This window comes from Streptomyces sp. NPDC087270 (assembly GCF_044744625.1).
Lineage (GTDB): Bacteria > Actinomycetota > Actinomycetes > Streptomycetales > Streptomycetaceae > Actinacidiphila.
This window is the reverse complement of sequence record NZ_JBIUYR010000002.1, coordinates 654,560-669,872: the sequence shown is the minus strand read 5'-3', so window position 1 is coordinate 669,872 and position 15,313 is coordinate 654,560. Positions and strand designations below refer to the sequence as shown.

The following is a 15,313-nucleotide window of genomic DNA, read 5'->3' as shown; positions in this document are numbered from 1 at the left end:
GTCGCGGGGTGTGTGCCCCCTCACACGCCCATTTGTGCGACGGCCCCACGGAGCGGCAGCATGGAACCTGTGAGTGCCCACCCGTCTCTGACCGTCCCTGCGAGGACGCTCCCCCAGCCTCCGGCCGGGGGGACCCCGATGTGCAGCGTCGCACCTGCCGAGATCGAGCGCACCGAGTCCAGCGAGGCCCCTTCGGTGGTCCCCGAGCCGGACGTGCCCTGGGTGACCCTCGTGCACAACGACCCCGTCAACCTCATGAGCTACGTGACGTATGTCTTCCAGACGTACTTCGGGTACTCGAAGGGCAAGGCCACCAAGCTGATGAAGGACGTCCACTACAAGGGCCGGGCCGTGGTCTCCAGCGGCACGCGCGAGGAGATGGAGCGGGACGTGCAGGCGATGCACGGCTACGGCCTGTGGGCGACGCTGTCGCAGGACCGCTGATGGCGCGCCGACGGGGCCGTGCCGGCTCCTTCGAGCCGGTCCGCGGCGGCGGCGCCACCATCACGCTGGACGAGGTGGAGATCTCGATCCTGCGCAGCCTCGCCGTCCAGCTGCTGGAACTGGTCGGGCCGGGCGACCAGCCGGCCGACGCCGACGACGACCCGCTCGCGCAGCTCTTCGCCGAGGGCCCCACCAAGCCGCCGGACGACCCGGCGCTGGCCCGGCTCTTCCCCGACGCCTACGAGGAGACCGAGGACGCCTCGGAGTTCCGCCGCTTCACCGAGAACGACCTGCGGGCCCGCAAGCGCGAGGACGCGCTGGCGATGATCCGCGTGCTCGACGCCGGCGGCCCGGTGCTCAAGCTCACCGAGGACCAGGCCCGGCAGTGGCTCGGCGCCCTCAACGACCTGCGGCTGACCATAGGGACCCGGCTCGGCGTCACCGAGGACGAGGCCGACGAGCTGTACCACCTGCCGGAGGGCGACCCCCGCAAGCCGCTGGTCATGGCGTACCTGTGGCTCGGCGGCCTGCAGGAGAGCCTGGTCGAGACGCTGCTGCGCTGACCCTTCGCCCTTTCCGGTGACGTGCGGACTAGCGGCGGTCCCACCCGCCGCGCGGACGCCGCCGCGGGGTACGTATCCGCCCATGGTGGACGAAACGCGCGTGCGGCCCGTGTCGGACGGCCCGGAGGGCGGGCCGGCGACCGGCGAGGAGGGCTACACCCGCGGGCTGGGCAGCCGGCAGATCCAGATGATCGCGATCGGCGGCGCCATCGGCACCGGCCTGTTCCTGGGCGCCGGCAGCGCGATCCACCGGGCCGGCCCCAGCCTGCTGCTGATGTACGCCGTCGCCGGCGCGGTCATCTTCTGCATCATGCGCGCGCTCGGCGAACTGCTCACCTACCGCCCGGTCTCCGGCTCCTTCGCCGACTACGCCCGGGAGTTCCTCGGCCCGTTCACCGGCTACGTCACCGGCTGGACGTACTGGCTGATGTGGGTGGTCACCGGCATGGCCGAGGTCACCGCCGCGGCCACCTACGTCAACTACTGGTGGCCGGGGGTGCCGCAGTGGACCGCCGCGCTGGTGTTCCTGCTGCTGCTGGCCACCGCCAACCTGGTGTCGGTGCGGCTCTTCGGCGAGATCGAGTTCTGGCTGTCGACGGTCAAGGTCACCGCGATCCTCGGGATGATCCTGATCGGCGTCGGCGTGCTCACCCTCGGGGTCTCCGCCGCCGGGCACACCGCGTCGGTCGGCCACCTGTGGCGGGACGGCGGCTTCTTCCCCAACGGGGTCGGCCACTCGCTGCTGACCTTGCAGATGGTGATGTTCGCCTACCTCGCGGTCGAGCTCGTCGGGGTCACCGCGGGCGAGGCCCGCGACCCGCGCAGGACCCTGCCCAAGGCGATCAACACGCTGCCGTGGCGGATCGTGCTGTTCTACGTCGGCGCGCTCACGGTGATCCTGTGCGTGGTGCCGTGGACGGAGTTCCAGCCGGGGGTCAGCCCGTTCGTGGCCGCCTTCGCGAAGATCGGCATCCCGTTCGGCGCCGGCGTGGTCAACTTCGTGGTGCTCACCGCCGCGCTGTCGTCCTGCAACTCCGGCATGTACTCCACCGGCCGCATGCTGCGCGACCTGGCCGCCAACGGGCAGGGCCCGCGCGCCTTCGACCGGCTCACCGCCCGCCGCACCCCGGCGCTCGGCACGCTCGCCTCGGTGGCCGTGATGGGCATCGGGGTGTGGATCAACTACGTTGACCCCGAAGGGGCGTTCACCTACATCACCGCGTTCGCCACGGTGGCCGCGGTGTGGACCTGGGCGGTGATCCTGGCCGCGCACATCCGCTACCGCGCCGCCGTACGCGCCGGGCAGGCCGCGCCCGCGTGGTTCACCGCCCCCGGGGGAGCGGCCGCCAGCTGGTGCGCGCTGGCCTTCCTCGCGCTGGTCATGGTGCTGATCGGCCTCGACTCCGACGCCCGGGTGTCGCTGTACGGGGTGCCGCTGTGGGCGGCGCTGCTCGGCGCCGGCTACCGGGTGCTCAAGCGGCGCGACCCGGCGGCGTTCGCCCGCCGCCCGCACCTGCCGCCGCCGGACCCGGCGGTGGACCCGGGAGCGGGCAGCGCGGAGGAGCCGGCGGCGGACCCGGCGGCGGGGGAGTCCGGCGGACTTCCGGGCACCCCGGCGGTGTAGCGGCCGGGCCGGCCCCTGTTACTTTTCCCGCATGCTCACCATCACCCAGGACCTGTACGACGCGATCGTGGCCCACGCCCGCGCCGACCACCCCGACGAGGCGTGCGGGATCGTGGCGGGGCCGGAGGGCAGCGGCCGCCCCGAGCGGTTCGTGCCGATGCTGAACGCGGCCCGCTCGCCGACGTTCTACGAGTTCGACTCCACCGACCTGCTCAGGCTCTACCGCGACATGGACGACCGCGACGAGGAGCCGGTGATCGTCTACCACTCGCACACCGCCACCGAGGCGTACCCCTCCCGTACCGACATCTCCTACGCCAACGAGCCCGGCGCGCACTACGTACTGGTCTCCACCGCGGAGGAGTTCCAGTTCCGCTCGTTCCGCATCGTGGACGGCCAGGTCACCGAAGAACCGGTCGAAGTAGTGCCTTCCACGTCGTGAGCTTCCGGATACTGGGACGGACCAGCCGGACGGGGCAAGGGAATCGATACGATGACCCCATGGTTCTCCTCGGTGTGAGCGACTCATGAGCGACACGGCGCCCGGCGCGCTGCTCGTGGCGCGGCTGCACGTCGACCTGTGCCGCCGTACCAGCGCGGCGTGTCCGCGCGCCTGAGCGCGCCCGCCGCCCGGGCGGCACACCGCTCGTCGCCGTCCGGCACCGCACCCGCACGGCCCGCACGGAACCACCCCGGCTCCAGACCGGCGCCACCCACCCAGCTTCGTCCGTACTCACAGGAGCGCAGTCATGGCCATCGAGGTCCGCATCCCGACCATCCTCCGCACGTACACCGACGGCCAGAAGGCCGTGCCGGGTGCCGGGACCACGCTCGACGAGCTGTTCACCGACCTCGACTCCCGCCACGCGGGTCTGCGCGACCGCGTCGTGGACGGCGGCGAGCTGCGCCGCTTCGTGAACGTGTACCTCAACGACGAGGACGTCCGCTTCCTCGACGGCATCGCCACCAAGGTCGCCGACGGCGACAGCGTGACGATCCTGCCCGCCGTCGCCGGCGGCTCGGGCGCCCCCGACCCGGCCGCGCGCACCGCGGCCGCGCCGGCCGGCCGACGCTGATGCGGTACGACAGCCCGCTGGCCGCGGTCGGCAACACTCCGCTGGTGCGCCTGCCCCGGCTGTCGCCGTCGGAGCAGGTGAGCGTCTGGGCGAAGCTGGAGGACCGCAACCCCACCGGCTCGGTCAAGGACCGCCCGGCGCTGCACATGATCGAGCGGGCCGAGGCGGAGGGCGTGCTCACCCCCGGCTGCACCATCCTGGAGCCGACCTCCGGCAACACCGGCATCTCGCTGGCGATGGCGGCCCGCCTCAAGGGCTACCGGATCGTCTGCGTGATGCCCGAGAACACCTCCTCCGAGCGGCGCGAGCTGCTGGCCATGTGGGGCGCGGAGATCATCTCCTCGCCCGCGGCCGGCGGCTCCAACACCGCGGTGCGGGTCGCGAAGGAGCTGGCCGCCGAGCACCCCGACTGGGTGATGCTCTACCAGTACGGAAACGCGGCGAACCCCGGCGCGCACTACGCCACCACCGGCCCGGAGATCCTCGCCGACCTGCCGACCATCACCCACTTCGTGGCGGGCTTGGGCACCACCGGCACCCTGATGGGCGTCGGCCGCTACCTGCGGGAGAAGGTGCCCGGCGTCGCCATCGTGGCCGCCGAGCCGCGCTACGACGACGTCGTCTACGGCCTGCGCAACCTCGACGAGGGCTTCGTGCCCGAGCTGTACGACGAGTCGGTGCTGACCACCCGCTTCTCGGTCGGCTCGCAGGACGCGGTCCGCCGCACCCGTGAACTCCTGTCCGAGGAGGGCATCTTCGCCGGGGTCTCCACCGGCGCGGCGCTGCACGCGGCACTCGGCGTGGCACGCAAGGCCGAGCAGGCCGGCGAGCGGGCGGACATCGTCTTCGTGGTCGCCGACGGCGGCTGGAAGTACCTGTCCACCGGCATCTACACCGCCGCCTCCACGGAAGAGGCCGTCGCCGCGCTGCACGGCCAGCTCTGGGCGTAGGCTCACAGGTGAGCGGGCCCGCGGCCGCCCGTCTTCCACCCGGGCCCTAGCACGGTGACCCGCTCCCCGCGGGGTACGCGGGGGCGGGTCGCGTTCGCAGCCGGGTTCGGGGTGACCCGGACTGGTGATTCCGCCCACAACCGGTGCCCGTAAGAGCGCGCTGCGCAGCCGCCCGCTTTACCCTTCCTAGAACGTGGCGGGAGTCCGCCACCTAGGAGCCGGATCGGGGCGATGCGCCGCGCCCTCGGAGGTGTACCCCGCGATGAACCTCACCGTCGTCGGCTGCTCGGGCTCGTTCCCGTCCGCGGACTCGGCCTGCTCGAGCTATCTGCTCGAAGCCGACGGCTTCCGGCTGCTGATCGACATGGGCAACGGCGCGCTGGGCGAACTCCAGCGCCACTGCGGCCTGTACGACCTGGACGCGGTGCTGCTGAGCCATCTGCACGCGGACCACTGCATCGACATGTGCGGCTACTTCGTGGCCCGTTACTACCGCCACGAGGGCGGCCCGGTCTCGGCGATCCCGGTCTACGGCCCGGCGGGCACCGAGCGCCGGCTGAGCATCGCCTACGGCGACGTGCCGGACGAGAAGTGCATGAGCGAGGTCTTCGACTTCCGCACGCTGCGGCCCGGCGCGTTCCGGCTCGGCCCGTTCGAGGTCACCACGGCCGCGGTCAGCCACCCGGTGGAGGCGTACGGCTTCCGGATCGAGGCCGACGGCCGGACGCTGGCGTACTCCGGTGACACCGGACCGTGCGAGGCGCTGCGCGGCCTGGCCGAGGGCGCGGACCTGTTCCTGTGCGAGGCGTCCTTCACCCACGGCAAGGAGGACATCCCCGACCTGCACCTCAACGGGCGCGAGGCGGGGCAGATCGCCGAGGGCGCGGGTGTGGACCGGCTGGTGCTCACCCACATCCCGCCGTGGACCAACCCGTCGGTGAACCTCCGGGACGCGCAGGCCGCCTTCGCCGGTCCGGTGGAACTGGCGAAGGCGGGCGCGGTCTACGAGATCTGACGGAGCGACTACTTCGTCAGATCCTCGACTTCCTCCACGGGTTCACGCCCCGGTGTCTTGAGGTCGAACTTCACGATCGCGAACCGGAAGACGGTGTAGTAGACCGCGGCGAAGACCAGGCCGATCGGGATGATGAGCCATGGCCGGGTGGCGTGGTTCCAGTTGAGCACGTAGTCGATGAAGCCGGCCGAGAAGTTGAAGCCGGCGTGCACGCCCAGGCCCCAGGTGACGGCCATCGACGCGGCGGTCAGCACGACGTGCACCGCGTACAGGATCGGCGCGATGAACATGAAGGAGAACTCGATCGGCTCGGTGACGCCGGTGACGAACGAGGTCAGGGCGAGCGAGACCATCATGCCGAGCACGGCCTTGCGGCGCTCGGGCCGCGCGGTGTGCGCCATGGCCAGCGCGGCGGCGGGCAGGCCGAACATCATGATCGGGAAGAAGCCGGACTGGAACATGCCCGCGGTGTGGTCGCCGGCCAGGAACCGGGTGATGTCGCCGTGCACGACGGTGCCGTCGGGCTTGGTGAAGTCGCCGAGCTGGAACCAGGCGACGGTGTTCACGAACTGGTGCATGCCGACCGGGATCAGCGCGCGGTTGACGCCGCCGAAGAGCGCCGCGCCGCCCGCGCCGAGACCGGTCATCCAGTCGCCGAAGTGCGTGATGCCGTTGCCGATCGGCTCCCAGACCAGGCCGAAGAAGACGCCGACGAGCAGGCCGACGAAGGCCATCAGGATCGGCACCAGCCGGCGGCCGTTGAAGAAGCCGAGCCAGTCCACCAGCTTGGTGCGGTGGTACCGCTGCCAGATCACCGCGGAGAGCAGCCCCATGATGATGCCGCCGAGCACGCCGGGGTCGTTGTAGACCGCGGCCACGTCCACGCCCTTGTTGGCGGTGGTGTTGATCACCGCGTCGTGCACCGGGAACGCCTGGAGCACCTTGCTGTAGACGAGGAAGCCGACGACCGCGGCGAGCGCCGTGGAGCCGTCCGACTTCTTGGCGAAGCCGATCGCCACGCCTATGCAGAACAGCAGCGGCAGCGCCCCGGTCAGCGCGCCGCCGGCGTTGCTGAAGACGGTGGCGACCTTGCCCCAGCCCAGGCCGTCCTTGCCGAAGACGTCGTCGGCGCCGAGCCGGACCATGATGCCCGCGGCGGGCAGCACCGCGATCGGGAGCTGGAGGCTGCGGCCGACCTTCTGCAGGCCCTGGAAAAGGCCGGAACCCCGCTTCTTCGCGGGGGCCGCGGGAGCCGCGGGGGCCGGAGCGGTGGCCGTACTCATCGAGAATCCTCCGTGGGGACAGGTCTATACCACTAAGTGGTGTAGACCTTTGTAACACGTGAGGCGGAGGGAGCGGAATCCTTGATTCCGTATGTGCTGCGCCACATCGGCCGGCCGGCCCGCCGCCGCCCGGCGCTGCCCGACGTCGTCCATCCGTCGCCGTCGGCGCGCTCTCCGCCCGCCCGGCTCCTCGGGCTCCCGACCGGGCGTTTCCGGGTCGAAAGGGGGAGCGGCAAAGCGGACGAGAACATAGTAGACCAGCGCGAAGCGGGCGCCGACGATCGGCGACGGGCGCGGCCGGGTGGCCGGGTCGTAGTCGGCGGCGTGAGCGATCGCTCCCGCGGCTCCCTTGCGGCGGCCCGATCGGGTCGGTCGCGTACAGTGGTCTAAACCACTGGTTGCGCTCCGGCGCGTTCCGTCGCCGCGGAGAGCGCCCCGCGGACGGGGTCGTCGGAGGCCGGAAGGGACGCTCCGGGCGGGCCTTCACCACCCGTGAAACAGGGCCAACCGTGGGTTAACGTGACATAACGGAAACATACCGACCCGCCGGCGGGTCCCGGTGGGCACGGGAAGCGCCCGGCGGGCCAGGACAACAGGAGAAGCAGATGGCCACCAAGGCAGAGAAGATCGTCGCCGGGCTCGGCGGAATCGACAACATCGAAGAGGTCGAGGGCTGCATCACCCGCCTGCGCACCGAAGTGGTCGACCCCACCCGCGTCGACGAAGCCGCGCTGAAGGCCGCCGGCGCACACGGCGTGGTCAAGATGGGCAACGCGATCCAGGTCGTCATCGGCACCGACGCGGACCCGATCGCCGGGGAGATCGACGACATGATGTAAGTGCGGGGACAGAGGCGGCCGCTCACCCGGATAGGCTCAACCGCATGTCACGATTCGACGGCCGCACCCCCGACCAGCTCCGCCCCGTCACCATCGAGCGGGGCTGGAGCAAACACGCCGAAGGGTCCGTCCTGGTCGCCTTCGGCGACACCCGAGTGCTCTGCACCGCCAGCGCCACCCAAGGCGTACCGCGCTGGCGCAAGGGCAGCGGCGAGGGCTGGGTCACCGCCGAGTACAGCATGCTGCCGCGCGCCACCAACACCCGCGGCGACCGCGAGTCCGTCCGCGGCAAGATCGGCGGCCGCACCCACGAGATCTCCCGGCTGATCGGCCGCTCACTGCGCGCCGTCATCGACTACAAGGCGCTCGGCGAGAACACCATCGTCCTCGACTGCGACGTCCTCCAGGCCGACGGCGGCACCCGCACCGCCGCGATCACCGGCGCCTACGTCGCGCTCGTCGACGCGGTCGCCTGGATGCAGGCCAACCACCTGGTACGGCTCAAGGCCAAGCCGATCACCGGCACCGTCGCCGCCGTCAGCGTCGGCATCGTTGACGGCGCCCCCGTCCTCGACCTCGCCTACGAGGAGGACGTCAAGGCGGAGACCGACATGAACGTCGTCTGCACCGGGGACGGCCGCTTCGTGGAGGTCCAGGGCACCGCGGAGGGCGCGCCCTTCGACCGGGCCGAACTCGACGCGCTGCTCGCACTCGCCACCGGCGGCTGCGCCGACCTCAGCAAGCTCCAGCAGGCGGCCCTGGCCACCGTGGCCGACTGACGGCTCCGGCCGGCGGCCCCGCACCGGGCGCGGAGAGCACCCCTCTCCGCGCCCCGCACCCCCTACCCACACCCCACCCCTATCTGCGCCCGCACCCCAGTTCGGGGGCAACCCTCCCTGCGCACGCCGCGTGTCTACAGATGCGCGTGGTACGCCGCCGCGCGCGGAGCCGGGGAGGGATCACCGCAATGAACCGCCGCCGCACCGCCGTTCGCACCGCCCCACGCACCGCCCGCTTCGTATCCGCGCACGTCATACGGGCCACCGCCCCCGTACGCGCCCACGCCATACGGGTCCTACGCGCCACCCGCGCCGAACGCCGTACAGGCGCCGCACCCGCCCACGGCAGGCGAACCGGCCGCTTCTTACGCACCCGCGCCGCCGTCCTGCCGCTCGCCGCCCTGCTCTTCGCCGCGACCCTCACCGCCTGCCACGGCGTCACCCGCGCACTGGACTGCGCCAAGACCGCCGCCACCGTCGCCGGCGACGTCCAGGACCTGCAGAGCAACGCCACCAACATCGGCCAGGTCTCCGACCCCAGCCGCCGCAAGGCCACCGTCAAGGCCCTCGACAAGGTGCAGACCGACCTCGACCGGATCGGCGACCGCCGCCACGACCCCGACGTCAGCCACGCCGTCTCCGACCTGTCCGCCTCGGTTCGCCGCGCCCGCACCAGCGCCGCCGACGGCCACAACCCCGACCTGCGCCCCGTCGGCAGCGCCGCCGGCCACCTCACCGCGGTCTGCGCCCAGGGATAATCGGTCCATGACCACCCGTCTCGTGCTCGCCACCCGCAACGCCCACAAGGTCACCGAACTCCGGGCCATCCTCACCGAGGCCGGCCTTGACAACGACCTGGTCGGCGCCGACGCCTACCCGGAGATCCCCGACGTCAAGGAGACCGGGGTCACCTTCGCCGAGAACGCGCTGCTCAAGGCACGCGCCCTCGCCGAGGCCACCGGGCTGCCCGCGGTCGCCGACGACTCGGGGCTGTGCGTGGACGTGCTCGGCGGCTCGCCCGGCATCTTCTCCGCCCGCTGGGCCGGCAAGCACGGCGACGACCTCGCCAACCTCGACCTGCTGCTCGCCCAGCTCGGCGACATCGAACACCCGCACCGCGCCGCCCACTTCGCCTGCGCCGCCGCCCTCGCGCTGCCCGACGGCACCACCCGCGTCGCCGAGGGCCGGCTGCGCGGCACCCTCCGGCACGCCCCGGCGGGCGCCGGTGGCTTCGGCTACGACCCGATCCTCCAGCCCGACGGCGAGGAGCGGACCTGTGCGGAGCTGAGTGCGGCGGAGAAGAACGCGATCAGCCATCGCGGCAAGGCGTTCCGGGCGCTGGTCCCGATGCTCACCGAACTCCTCGGCTGAGCCCGCCGAGAGCGCGGCATCCACGGATGGGATGCCGCGCCCGAGCGGTGGGCCCGGTGGGACTCGAACCCACGACACGCCGGACCTAAACCGGTGCCCTCTAGCCTGCTGGGGTACGGGCCCGCCGCGTTACTTTACTTCGTCGCGGGCGTCCCCCGCACGGCCGGACCGGCGCCCGAACGTAGCGGTCTGGCTGTGGCACGACGGGCACAGGTACCGCAGGTTCTCACGGCGGTCGTCCAGCGGGTCGCCGCTGATGTGGTCGATCTCCAGGACCAGGCGTCGGCCCTGCCACAGCTCACCGGTGCGGCACTCGGCGCAGACCCGCGGCACCCCGATGTCGTCCAACGCGCGCCTGAGCATCCTCGTCCCGGTGCGGCTCGCGCCTGCACGGCGCCGGACGAGTATCTGCTCGGCGGGCTTCCGGTTCGGTGACACGCTTCCCAGGAAGTGCTGCTGCCCGGTGAAGTGGGCGGTGTCGATACCGAGCGCGTCCAGACTTCTCCTCACCCGCCTGCGTCCCGTGGTGTCGCACCGTAGGCCCAGTGCTCTGAGCACGCCGCTGACGCTGCTGGACGCCGTGACGGCAGCCGTGAGCACCTCCCGCCCGATCAGCTCCTGGCCGTAGCCGCGTAGGTCGGTGAAGTGGGCGGTGTCGACGCCGCAGCGCGTCAGTCTCCGGCGCAGGCCGCTGCGCGAGACGGGATCGGAGGGCAGGCCGAGACGGTCCTGGAGTTGCGCGAGGCTGGTGCAGTCCACTGCTTCCCGCGCCAGTAGCTCGCGGTCGAACCGTGGCGCGCTCATCGGATGCCGCGGCTGCGGCCGCGGTACGTGTCGGTGACCGCATGGCAGTTCGGGCACAGGAAGCGCAGGTTCTCCCGGCGGTTGTCCCACCACTCTCCGCTGAGGTGGTCGACTTCGAGGGTGAGCGGCTTCCCGTTCCACTCCGTGCCGATGCCGCACATCGCGCAGGTCTGCGGCACGCCCGACCGCACCAGCGCGCCGCGCAGCCGGCGGCCGGGAACCCTGCCCCGGGACGGGTCGCCCAGCCGCAGCGGGCCCTCCCGCCGGGCACCCGGGGCGCGTTGGGGCGGCGGCGCGAAGTGCGAGGTGTCGATGCCGAGCGCGGTGATCCGGCGGCTGATGTGCGTCTGGTTGCCGCCGACCTGGCTGATACCGAGGTGGAAAACCACGCCCTTGACGCTTGTCGACGCCGCCACCGCGGCGCGCAGCCTGTCCTCGGTATGTCTGGTCCGCTGGGTGGCGAAGTGGGTGATGTCGATACCCGCCTCCGCCATCTTCAGCCGTAGATAGCGTCGGCTGCCCGGCGTCGGACGGCCTCCGCAGTGGCGGACCGCGTCGTCGATGTGCGCTTCGCGAGCCGCCTCCTCCAAGAGCTCGCGGGTGTACCTGACTGCCATGGCCGCCTCCGCAACCGTGCGCGTGTTCGTACTCTCGTACGGGTCAACGAAGGCGGTGGGTGGGGGTTACGTGGCGGGGGTGGGTGGGGGGCAGACCTTCAGGTCGCGGAGGAGTTTGGCGACGTGGCCGGTGGCCTTCACGTTGTAGAAGGCGTGCGCGACCTTGCCCTCCGGGTCGACCACGAGGGTGGAGCGGATGACGCCGGTGACGGTCTTGCCGTACATGGTCTTCTCGCCGAAGGCGCCGTACGCGGTGAGGACGCTGCGGTCGGGGTCGGCGAGCAGGGTGACCTTGAGGGACTCCTTGTCGCGGAACTTCGCGAGCTTCTCCGGCTTGTCGGGGGAGATGCCGAGGACGTCGTAGCCGGCGTCGGCGAACACCGCGAGGTTGTCGGTGAAGTCGCACGCCTGCTTGGTGCAGCCGGGGGTGAGGGCGGCGGGGTAGAAGTAGACGATCACGTTGCGGCCGAGGTGGTCGGCGAGCGAGACCGGGTTGCCGTCGGCGTCCGGCAGGGTGAACGCGGGGGCGGTGTCGCCGGGGGAGAGACGGTCGGACATGAAGGCTCCTGGGGCAAACGGGGGTGCCGACGAGGCGCGGGCCGCGTCGTACTGACAGACTGTCCGAACGCTACCTAATCAGGCGATGGAGGCAGTGCGGTGTCGGAAGGTGCCAGGACGGCCGCTGAGATCGAGGCGGATATCGCCCGCAGGCGGCAGGACCTCGCGGTGACGCTTGACGAGATCGCGGTCCGGGTCCACCCGGTCACGATCATGCGGGACACCAAGGCGAAGGCGGTGTCCGCGCTGGACAACACGGTCGGGCAGGCCTATGTCGCGGCCAACCGCGCGGTCAGCCGGGCGCGGGCGCAGTTCGTCGACGAGGACGGCGCGCCGCGGATGGAGCGGATCGTGCCGGTCGCGGTGGCCGGGGCGGCGGTCGCGGCCGCGGTGGTCGGTCTCACCGTGTGGCGCCGTCGCCGGTAGGTTCGTCGGCGTGAGTTCGAAGAGTGCACACGACAAGCTGCCCATCCGCATGCTGCACGACCGCGTTCTGGTGCGGCAGGACAGCGGTGAGGGCGAGCGCCGCAGTGGCGGCGGCATCCTGATCCCGGCGACCGCGGCCGTCGGGAAGCGGCTGGCCTGGGCCGAGGTGGTCGCGGTCGGCCAGCACGTGCGGAGCGTCGAGGTCGGCGACCGGGTGCTGTTCGACCCGGAGGACCGGGCTGAGGTGGAGGTGCAGGGCGTGGCGTACGTCCTGATGCGCGAGCGCGACCTGCACGCCGTGGCCGCCGAACGCCTCCAGGGCGACGACTCGACCGGCCTGTATCTGTAGGACCCCCCGCCCTGTCCGCCCCCGGCCGCTGCCGGCCGGGGGCGTTGCCTTGCGTGCCGGTCAGGCCGGTCAGCCGCTCTGCCGGTCAGGCGGGTCTGCTGGTCAGGCGGGTCTGCCGGTCTGGCTGGTCAGGCTGGTCTGGCTGTTCGAGCCGTCCTGGGAGCCGTCCCCGTCCTGCGGGGCGAGCGTGTCGGTGGGGCCGCCGCCGGGCGGCTGCACCGGGCCGGTGGGCACGGAACTGGTCGGCGGGGTGCTCGGTGTGCCGGGCGGCGTGGTTCCGGTGGTCGGCGGGGTGCTCGGTGTGCCGGGCGGGGTCGTTCCGGTGGTCGGCGGCGGGGTGTCGGTGGCGGGCGGTGTGGTGGAGCCGCTGTCCGGCGTGGTGGGCTGGTCGTTCTGCGGCGCGACCGTCTCGCTGCCTTTCTGGAGGTCGAGGTGGAAGTCGGTGACCGGCTGGTTCTTCAGGGCGGCGGCGGTGTAGTCGGCCCAGACGGCGCCGGGCGGGCCGCCGCCGTTGATCCGGCCGGTGTTCATGGAGCCGGTCAGCTCCTCCTGGGCGCCGTTGGTCGGGTTCATCCCGAACAGGGCGACGACGGTGGCGAGTTTGGGCGTGTATCCGGCGAACCAGGCGGCCTTGTCGTTCTCGGCGGTGCCGGTCTTCGCGGCTGACGGCCATCCGGAGTTCCGGGCGGCCGAGGCGGTGCCGGTGGGGCTGTCGACCACGCTCTTGAGCATCGCGGTGGTGGTGTCGGCGGCGCTGCGCGGCACGGACTGCACCGGCTTGCGGTCGGGCAGGTTCAGGGCGTTGCCGTCCTTGGTGACCTTCGCCACGATCGAGTACGGGATCTCCACGCCGTGGTTGGCGAGGGTCGCGTACGCCTGCGCCATGTCCAGCGGGCTGGCGCTGTTGGGGTTGGCCTGGCTGCTGCCGAAGGCGCCCAATGCCATGGCCGGGGTCTGCGGGATGTCGACGGCGTCGGGGATGCCGAGGTCGTGTGCGGTGTCGATGACCTTCTTGGTGCCGACGTCCTGTGCCATCTGCGCGAAGACGGCGTTGACCGACTGGTCCATCGCGCGGGTGACGGTGATGTTGCCGTAGTCGACGCCGTCCTCGTTGTTCGGGTGGTAGCCGACCGGGCCGTTCGGGCCCTGCACCTGGCGGCCGCTGTCGCCGTTGTAGACGGTGGTGGGGGTGATCGTCCGGCCGTCCTGGGTGGTGGACTGGTTCTGCAGCGCGGCGGTGAAGATCACCGGTTTGAAGGTGGAGCCGGGCTGGTAGGTCCGGTTGGTGGCGCTGCTGACGTACTGCTTGGTGTAGTCGATGCCGCCGTAGAGCGCGACGACGTTCCCGGTGGAGGGGTCGATGGAGACGCCGCCGGCTCGGACGTACTTGTCCTGCTTGGTGTGGCCGAGCTTGTCGTAGACGTCGTCCTGGGCCGCCTTGACGAAGGCGTCCTCCTTGGGTTTCTGGATGGTGGTGACGATGCGGTAGCCGCCGTGGCTGAGCGCGTCGGCGTCCACGATGTGGTGGTCGGTGAGGTACTGGTTGACGGCCTCGATGATGTAGCCGCGCTGTCCGGCCTTGCTCGCGATGGGCTTGGGTTTGCCGATCGTCGGGAAGGTGACGGCGGCGCGCTGGGTCGGGGTGAGCCAGTGCTCCTTGACCATGCCGTCCAGGACGTAGTTCCAGCGGGCCTTGGCGGCGGGGGCGTTCTCGGGGTGCGCGGACAGGTCGTACTCGCTGGGTGCGTTGAGCAGTGTGGCGAGGTAGGCGGCCTGGCCGGTGGTGAGGTCGGCGGCGTTCTCGCTGAAGTACGCCTGGGAGGCGGCCTCGATGCCGTACGCGTTGCGGCCGTAGTAGCTGGTGTTGAGGTAGCCCTCGAGGATCTGGTCCTTCGTCTCGTTGCGGTCGAGCTTGATCGAGATGAAGAACTCCTTCACCTTGCGGGAGGCGGTCTGGCTCTGGGTGAGGTAGTAGTTCTTGACGTACTGCTGGGTGATGGTGGAGCCGGACTGCTTGCCCTTGCCGGTGGCGGTGTTCCAGGCGGCGCGCACCATGGACTTCGGGCTGACCGCGGACTCGTGGTAGAAGTTGCGGTCCTCCGCGGCGAGGGTGGCGTAGCGGGCGGTCGTGGCGACCTGGTCGAGCGGGATGCTCTGCCGGTTGACGGCGCCGTCGCGGGAGATCTCGGTCTTGCCGTCGGAGTAGAGGTAGACGTTGTTCTGCGCTATGGCGGCGGCGTTCGCGTCGGGGATGGACACCAGGGCGTAGCCGACGAAGAACGCGCCGACCAGGAGCAGCAGCAGGGCGAAGGACCCGCCCAGGACCATCCGCCAGGTCGGCAGCAGCCGGCGCAGGCCGGTGCGGCGCGGGCGGCCGGACGAGGACTGGCGGGGTGCCCACCCTTCCTGCCGCAGTCCCTGCGGTCCCGACGGCGAACCGTTTCCGTGGCCGTCGCTGCTCCGGTCCGTACTCGGGTTCGGATCGTCACTCATGTCTGTAAGGACTCCTCGGCCGCCGTCAGGGTTGGCCTGCGGCGGTACATCATGGACCAACCGTTACGTACGCGCCCGTACACCCACGTAGTCCTCCGACTCCCACACTGTCGCATCATCCG

The 15,313-nt window shown here is 71.4% G+C and carries 19 protein-coding genes and 1 tRNA gene; 14 read left to right on the top strand and 6 right to left on the bottom strand.

What is annotated here, in order from left to right; genetic code table 11:
- The first annotated feature begins 138 nt into the window (after nt 1-138).
- The 8 genes from clpS to ACIPAE_RS06325 all read left to right on the top strand — a co-directional run bounded on the left by clpS (nt 139) and on the right by ACIPAE_RS06325 (nt 5,672).
- Nucleotides 139-444: an ATP-dependent Clp protease adapter ClpS gene (clpS, locus tag ACIPAE_RS06360; RefSeq protein ID WP_328464539.1), complete on the top strand. Its 306-nt coding sequence runs from the start codon at nt 139-141 to the stop codon at nt 442-444.
- Entirely contained in the window at nt 444-1,007 is a 564-nt protein-coding gene (locus ACIPAE_RS06355) for a DUF2017 domain-containing protein (protein WP_329369101.1), read from the top strand. Before clpS ends, ACIPAE_RS06355 begins: the two co-directional genes overlap by 1 nt.
- Nucleotides 1,008-1,089: 82 nt before the next feature.
- On the top strand, nt 1,090-2,631 hold the full coding sequence (locus tag ACIPAE_RS06350; RefSeq protein ID WP_402443219.1) for an amino acid permease: 1,542 nt from the start codon (nt 1,090-1,092) through the stop codon (nt 2,629-2,631).
- A gap of 31 nt (nt 2,632-2,662) precedes the next feature.
- A complete protein-coding gene (locus tag ACIPAE_RS06345; RefSeq protein ID WP_328464535.1) occupies nt 2,663-3,073 on the top strand; it encodes a M67 family metallopeptidase in 411 nt (136 codons plus the stop codon).
- Nucleotides 3,074-3,158: 85 nt separating this feature from the next.
- Nucleotides 3,159-3,248, top strand: a complete 90-nt coding sequence (locus tag ACIPAE_RS06340; RefSeq protein WP_328464533.1) for a putative leader peptide — start codon at nt 3,159-3,161, stop codon at nt 3,246-3,248.
- A 132-nt stretch (nt 3,249-3,380) separates the two neighbouring features.
- On the top strand, nt 3,381-3,707 hold the full coding sequence (locus ACIPAE_RS06335; protein ID WP_329369103.1) for a MoaD/ThiS family protein: 327 nt from the start codon (nt 3,381-3,383) through the stop codon (nt 3,705-3,707).
- Nucleotides 3,707-4,657: a cysteine synthase gene (locus ACIPAE_RS06330; RefSeq protein ID WP_328464529.1), complete on the top strand. Its 951-nt coding sequence runs from the start codon at nt 3,707-3,709 to the stop codon at nt 4,655-4,657. The genes ACIPAE_RS06335 and ACIPAE_RS06330 overlap by 1 nt, the downstream gene beginning before the upstream one ends.
- Nucleotides 4,658-4,919: 262 nt before the next feature.
- The gene (locus tag ACIPAE_RS06325) at nt 4,920-5,672 is read left to right on the top strand and encodes an MBL fold metallo-hydrolase (protein ID WP_328464527.1); all 753 of its coding nucleotides are present in this window, start codon (nt 4,920-4,922) and stop codon (nt 5,670-5,672) included.
- A gap of 8 nt (nt 5,673-5,680) precedes the next feature.
- Here ACIPAE_RS06325 and ACIPAE_RS06320 read toward each other — a convergent pair whose 3' ends face one another.
- Nucleotides 5,681-6,955, bottom strand: a complete 1,275-nt coding sequence (locus ACIPAE_RS06320; RefSeq protein ID WP_329369106.1) for a PTS transporter subunit EIIC — start codon at nt 6,953-6,955, stop codon at nt 5,681-5,683.
- Between the two features lie 605 nt (nt 6,956-7,560).
- Between ACIPAE_RS06320 and ACIPAE_RS06315 the strand changes: the two genes are divergently transcribed.
- The 4 genes from ACIPAE_RS06315 (at nt 7,561) to rdgB (ending at nt 9,944) form a co-directional block, all read left to right on the top strand.
- Entirely contained in the window at nt 7,561-7,794 is a 234-nt protein-coding gene (locus tag ACIPAE_RS06315) for a PTS glucose/sucrose transporter subunit IIB (protein WP_328464523.1), read from the top strand.
- A 44-nt stretch (nt 7,795-7,838) separates the two neighbouring features.
- Entirely contained in the window at nt 7,839-8,573 is a 735-nt protein-coding gene (gene rph / locus ACIPAE_RS06310) for a ribonuclease PH (protein WP_328464521.1), read from the top strand.
- Nucleotides 8,574-8,761: 188 nt separating this feature from the next.
- Entirely contained in the window at nt 8,762-9,331 is a 570-nt protein-coding gene (locus ACIPAE_RS06305; RefSeq protein ID WP_402443214.1) for a hypothetical protein, read from the top strand.
- 7 nt (nt 9,332-9,338) lie between these two features.
- The gene (rdgB, locus tag ACIPAE_RS06300) at nt 9,339-9,944 is read left to right on the top strand and encodes an RdgB/HAM1 family non-canonical purine NTP pyrophosphatase (RefSeq protein WP_329369110.1); all 606 of its coding nucleotides are present in this window, start codon (nt 9,339-9,341) and stop codon (nt 9,942-9,944) included.
- Between the two features lie 48 nt (nt 9,945-9,992).
- On the opposite strand, the gene ACIPAE_RS06295 is transcribed toward rdgB, so the two are convergent.
- The 4 genes from ACIPAE_RS06295 to bcp all read right to left on the bottom strand — a co-directional run bounded on the left by ACIPAE_RS06295 (nt 9,993) and on the right by bcp (nt 11,923).
- Nucleotides 9,993-10,067, bottom strand: a tRNA-Leu gene (locus tag ACIPAE_RS06295).
- Nucleotides 10,068-10,073: 6 nt separating this feature from the next.
- Nucleotides 10,074-10,748: an HNH endonuclease gene (locus ACIPAE_RS06290; RefSeq protein WP_402443211.1), complete on the bottom strand. Its 675-nt coding sequence runs from the start codon at nt 10,746-10,748 to the stop codon at nt 10,074-10,076.
- On the bottom strand, nt 10,745-11,365 hold the full coding sequence (locus ACIPAE_RS06285) for an HNH endonuclease (protein ID WP_402443209.1): 621 nt from the start codon (nt 11,363-11,365) through the stop codon (nt 10,745-10,747). Before ACIPAE_RS06285 ends, ACIPAE_RS06290 begins: the two co-directional genes overlap by 4 nt.
- Nucleotides 11,366-11,431: 66 nt before the next feature.
- A complete protein-coding gene (gene bcp / locus ACIPAE_RS06280) occupies nt 11,432-11,923 on the bottom strand; it encodes a thioredoxin-dependent thiol peroxidase (RefSeq protein WP_402443207.1) in 492 nt (163 codons plus the stop codon).
- A 99-nt stretch (nt 11,924-12,022) separates the two neighbouring features.
- Here bcp and ACIPAE_RS06275 point away from each other — a divergent pair, with 99 nt between their 5' ends.
- Nucleotides 12,023-12,349: a DUF3618 domain-containing protein gene (locus ACIPAE_RS06275; RefSeq protein WP_329369115.1), complete on the top strand. Its 327-nt coding sequence runs from the start codon at nt 12,023-12,025 to the stop codon at nt 12,347-12,349.
- Between the two features lie 49 nt (nt 12,350-12,398).
- Nucleotides 12,399-12,698: a co-chaperone GroES gene (locus ACIPAE_RS06270; RefSeq protein WP_328474117.1), complete on the top strand. Its 300-nt coding sequence runs from the start codon at nt 12,399-12,401 to the stop codon at nt 12,696-12,698.
- 102 nt (nt 12,699-12,800) lie between these two features.
- Here the strand turns inward: ACIPAE_RS06270 and ACIPAE_RS06265 are convergent, their stop codons facing one another.
- Nucleotides 12,801-15,191 carry a transglycosylase domain-containing protein gene (locus ACIPAE_RS06265; RefSeq protein WP_366414284.1) on the bottom strand — a complete coding sequence of 797 codons (2,391 nt, stop codon included), beginning with the start codon at nt 15,189-15,191 and terminating at the stop codon, nt 12,801-12,803.
- Between the last annotated feature and the right edge of the window lie 122 nt (nt 15,192-15,313).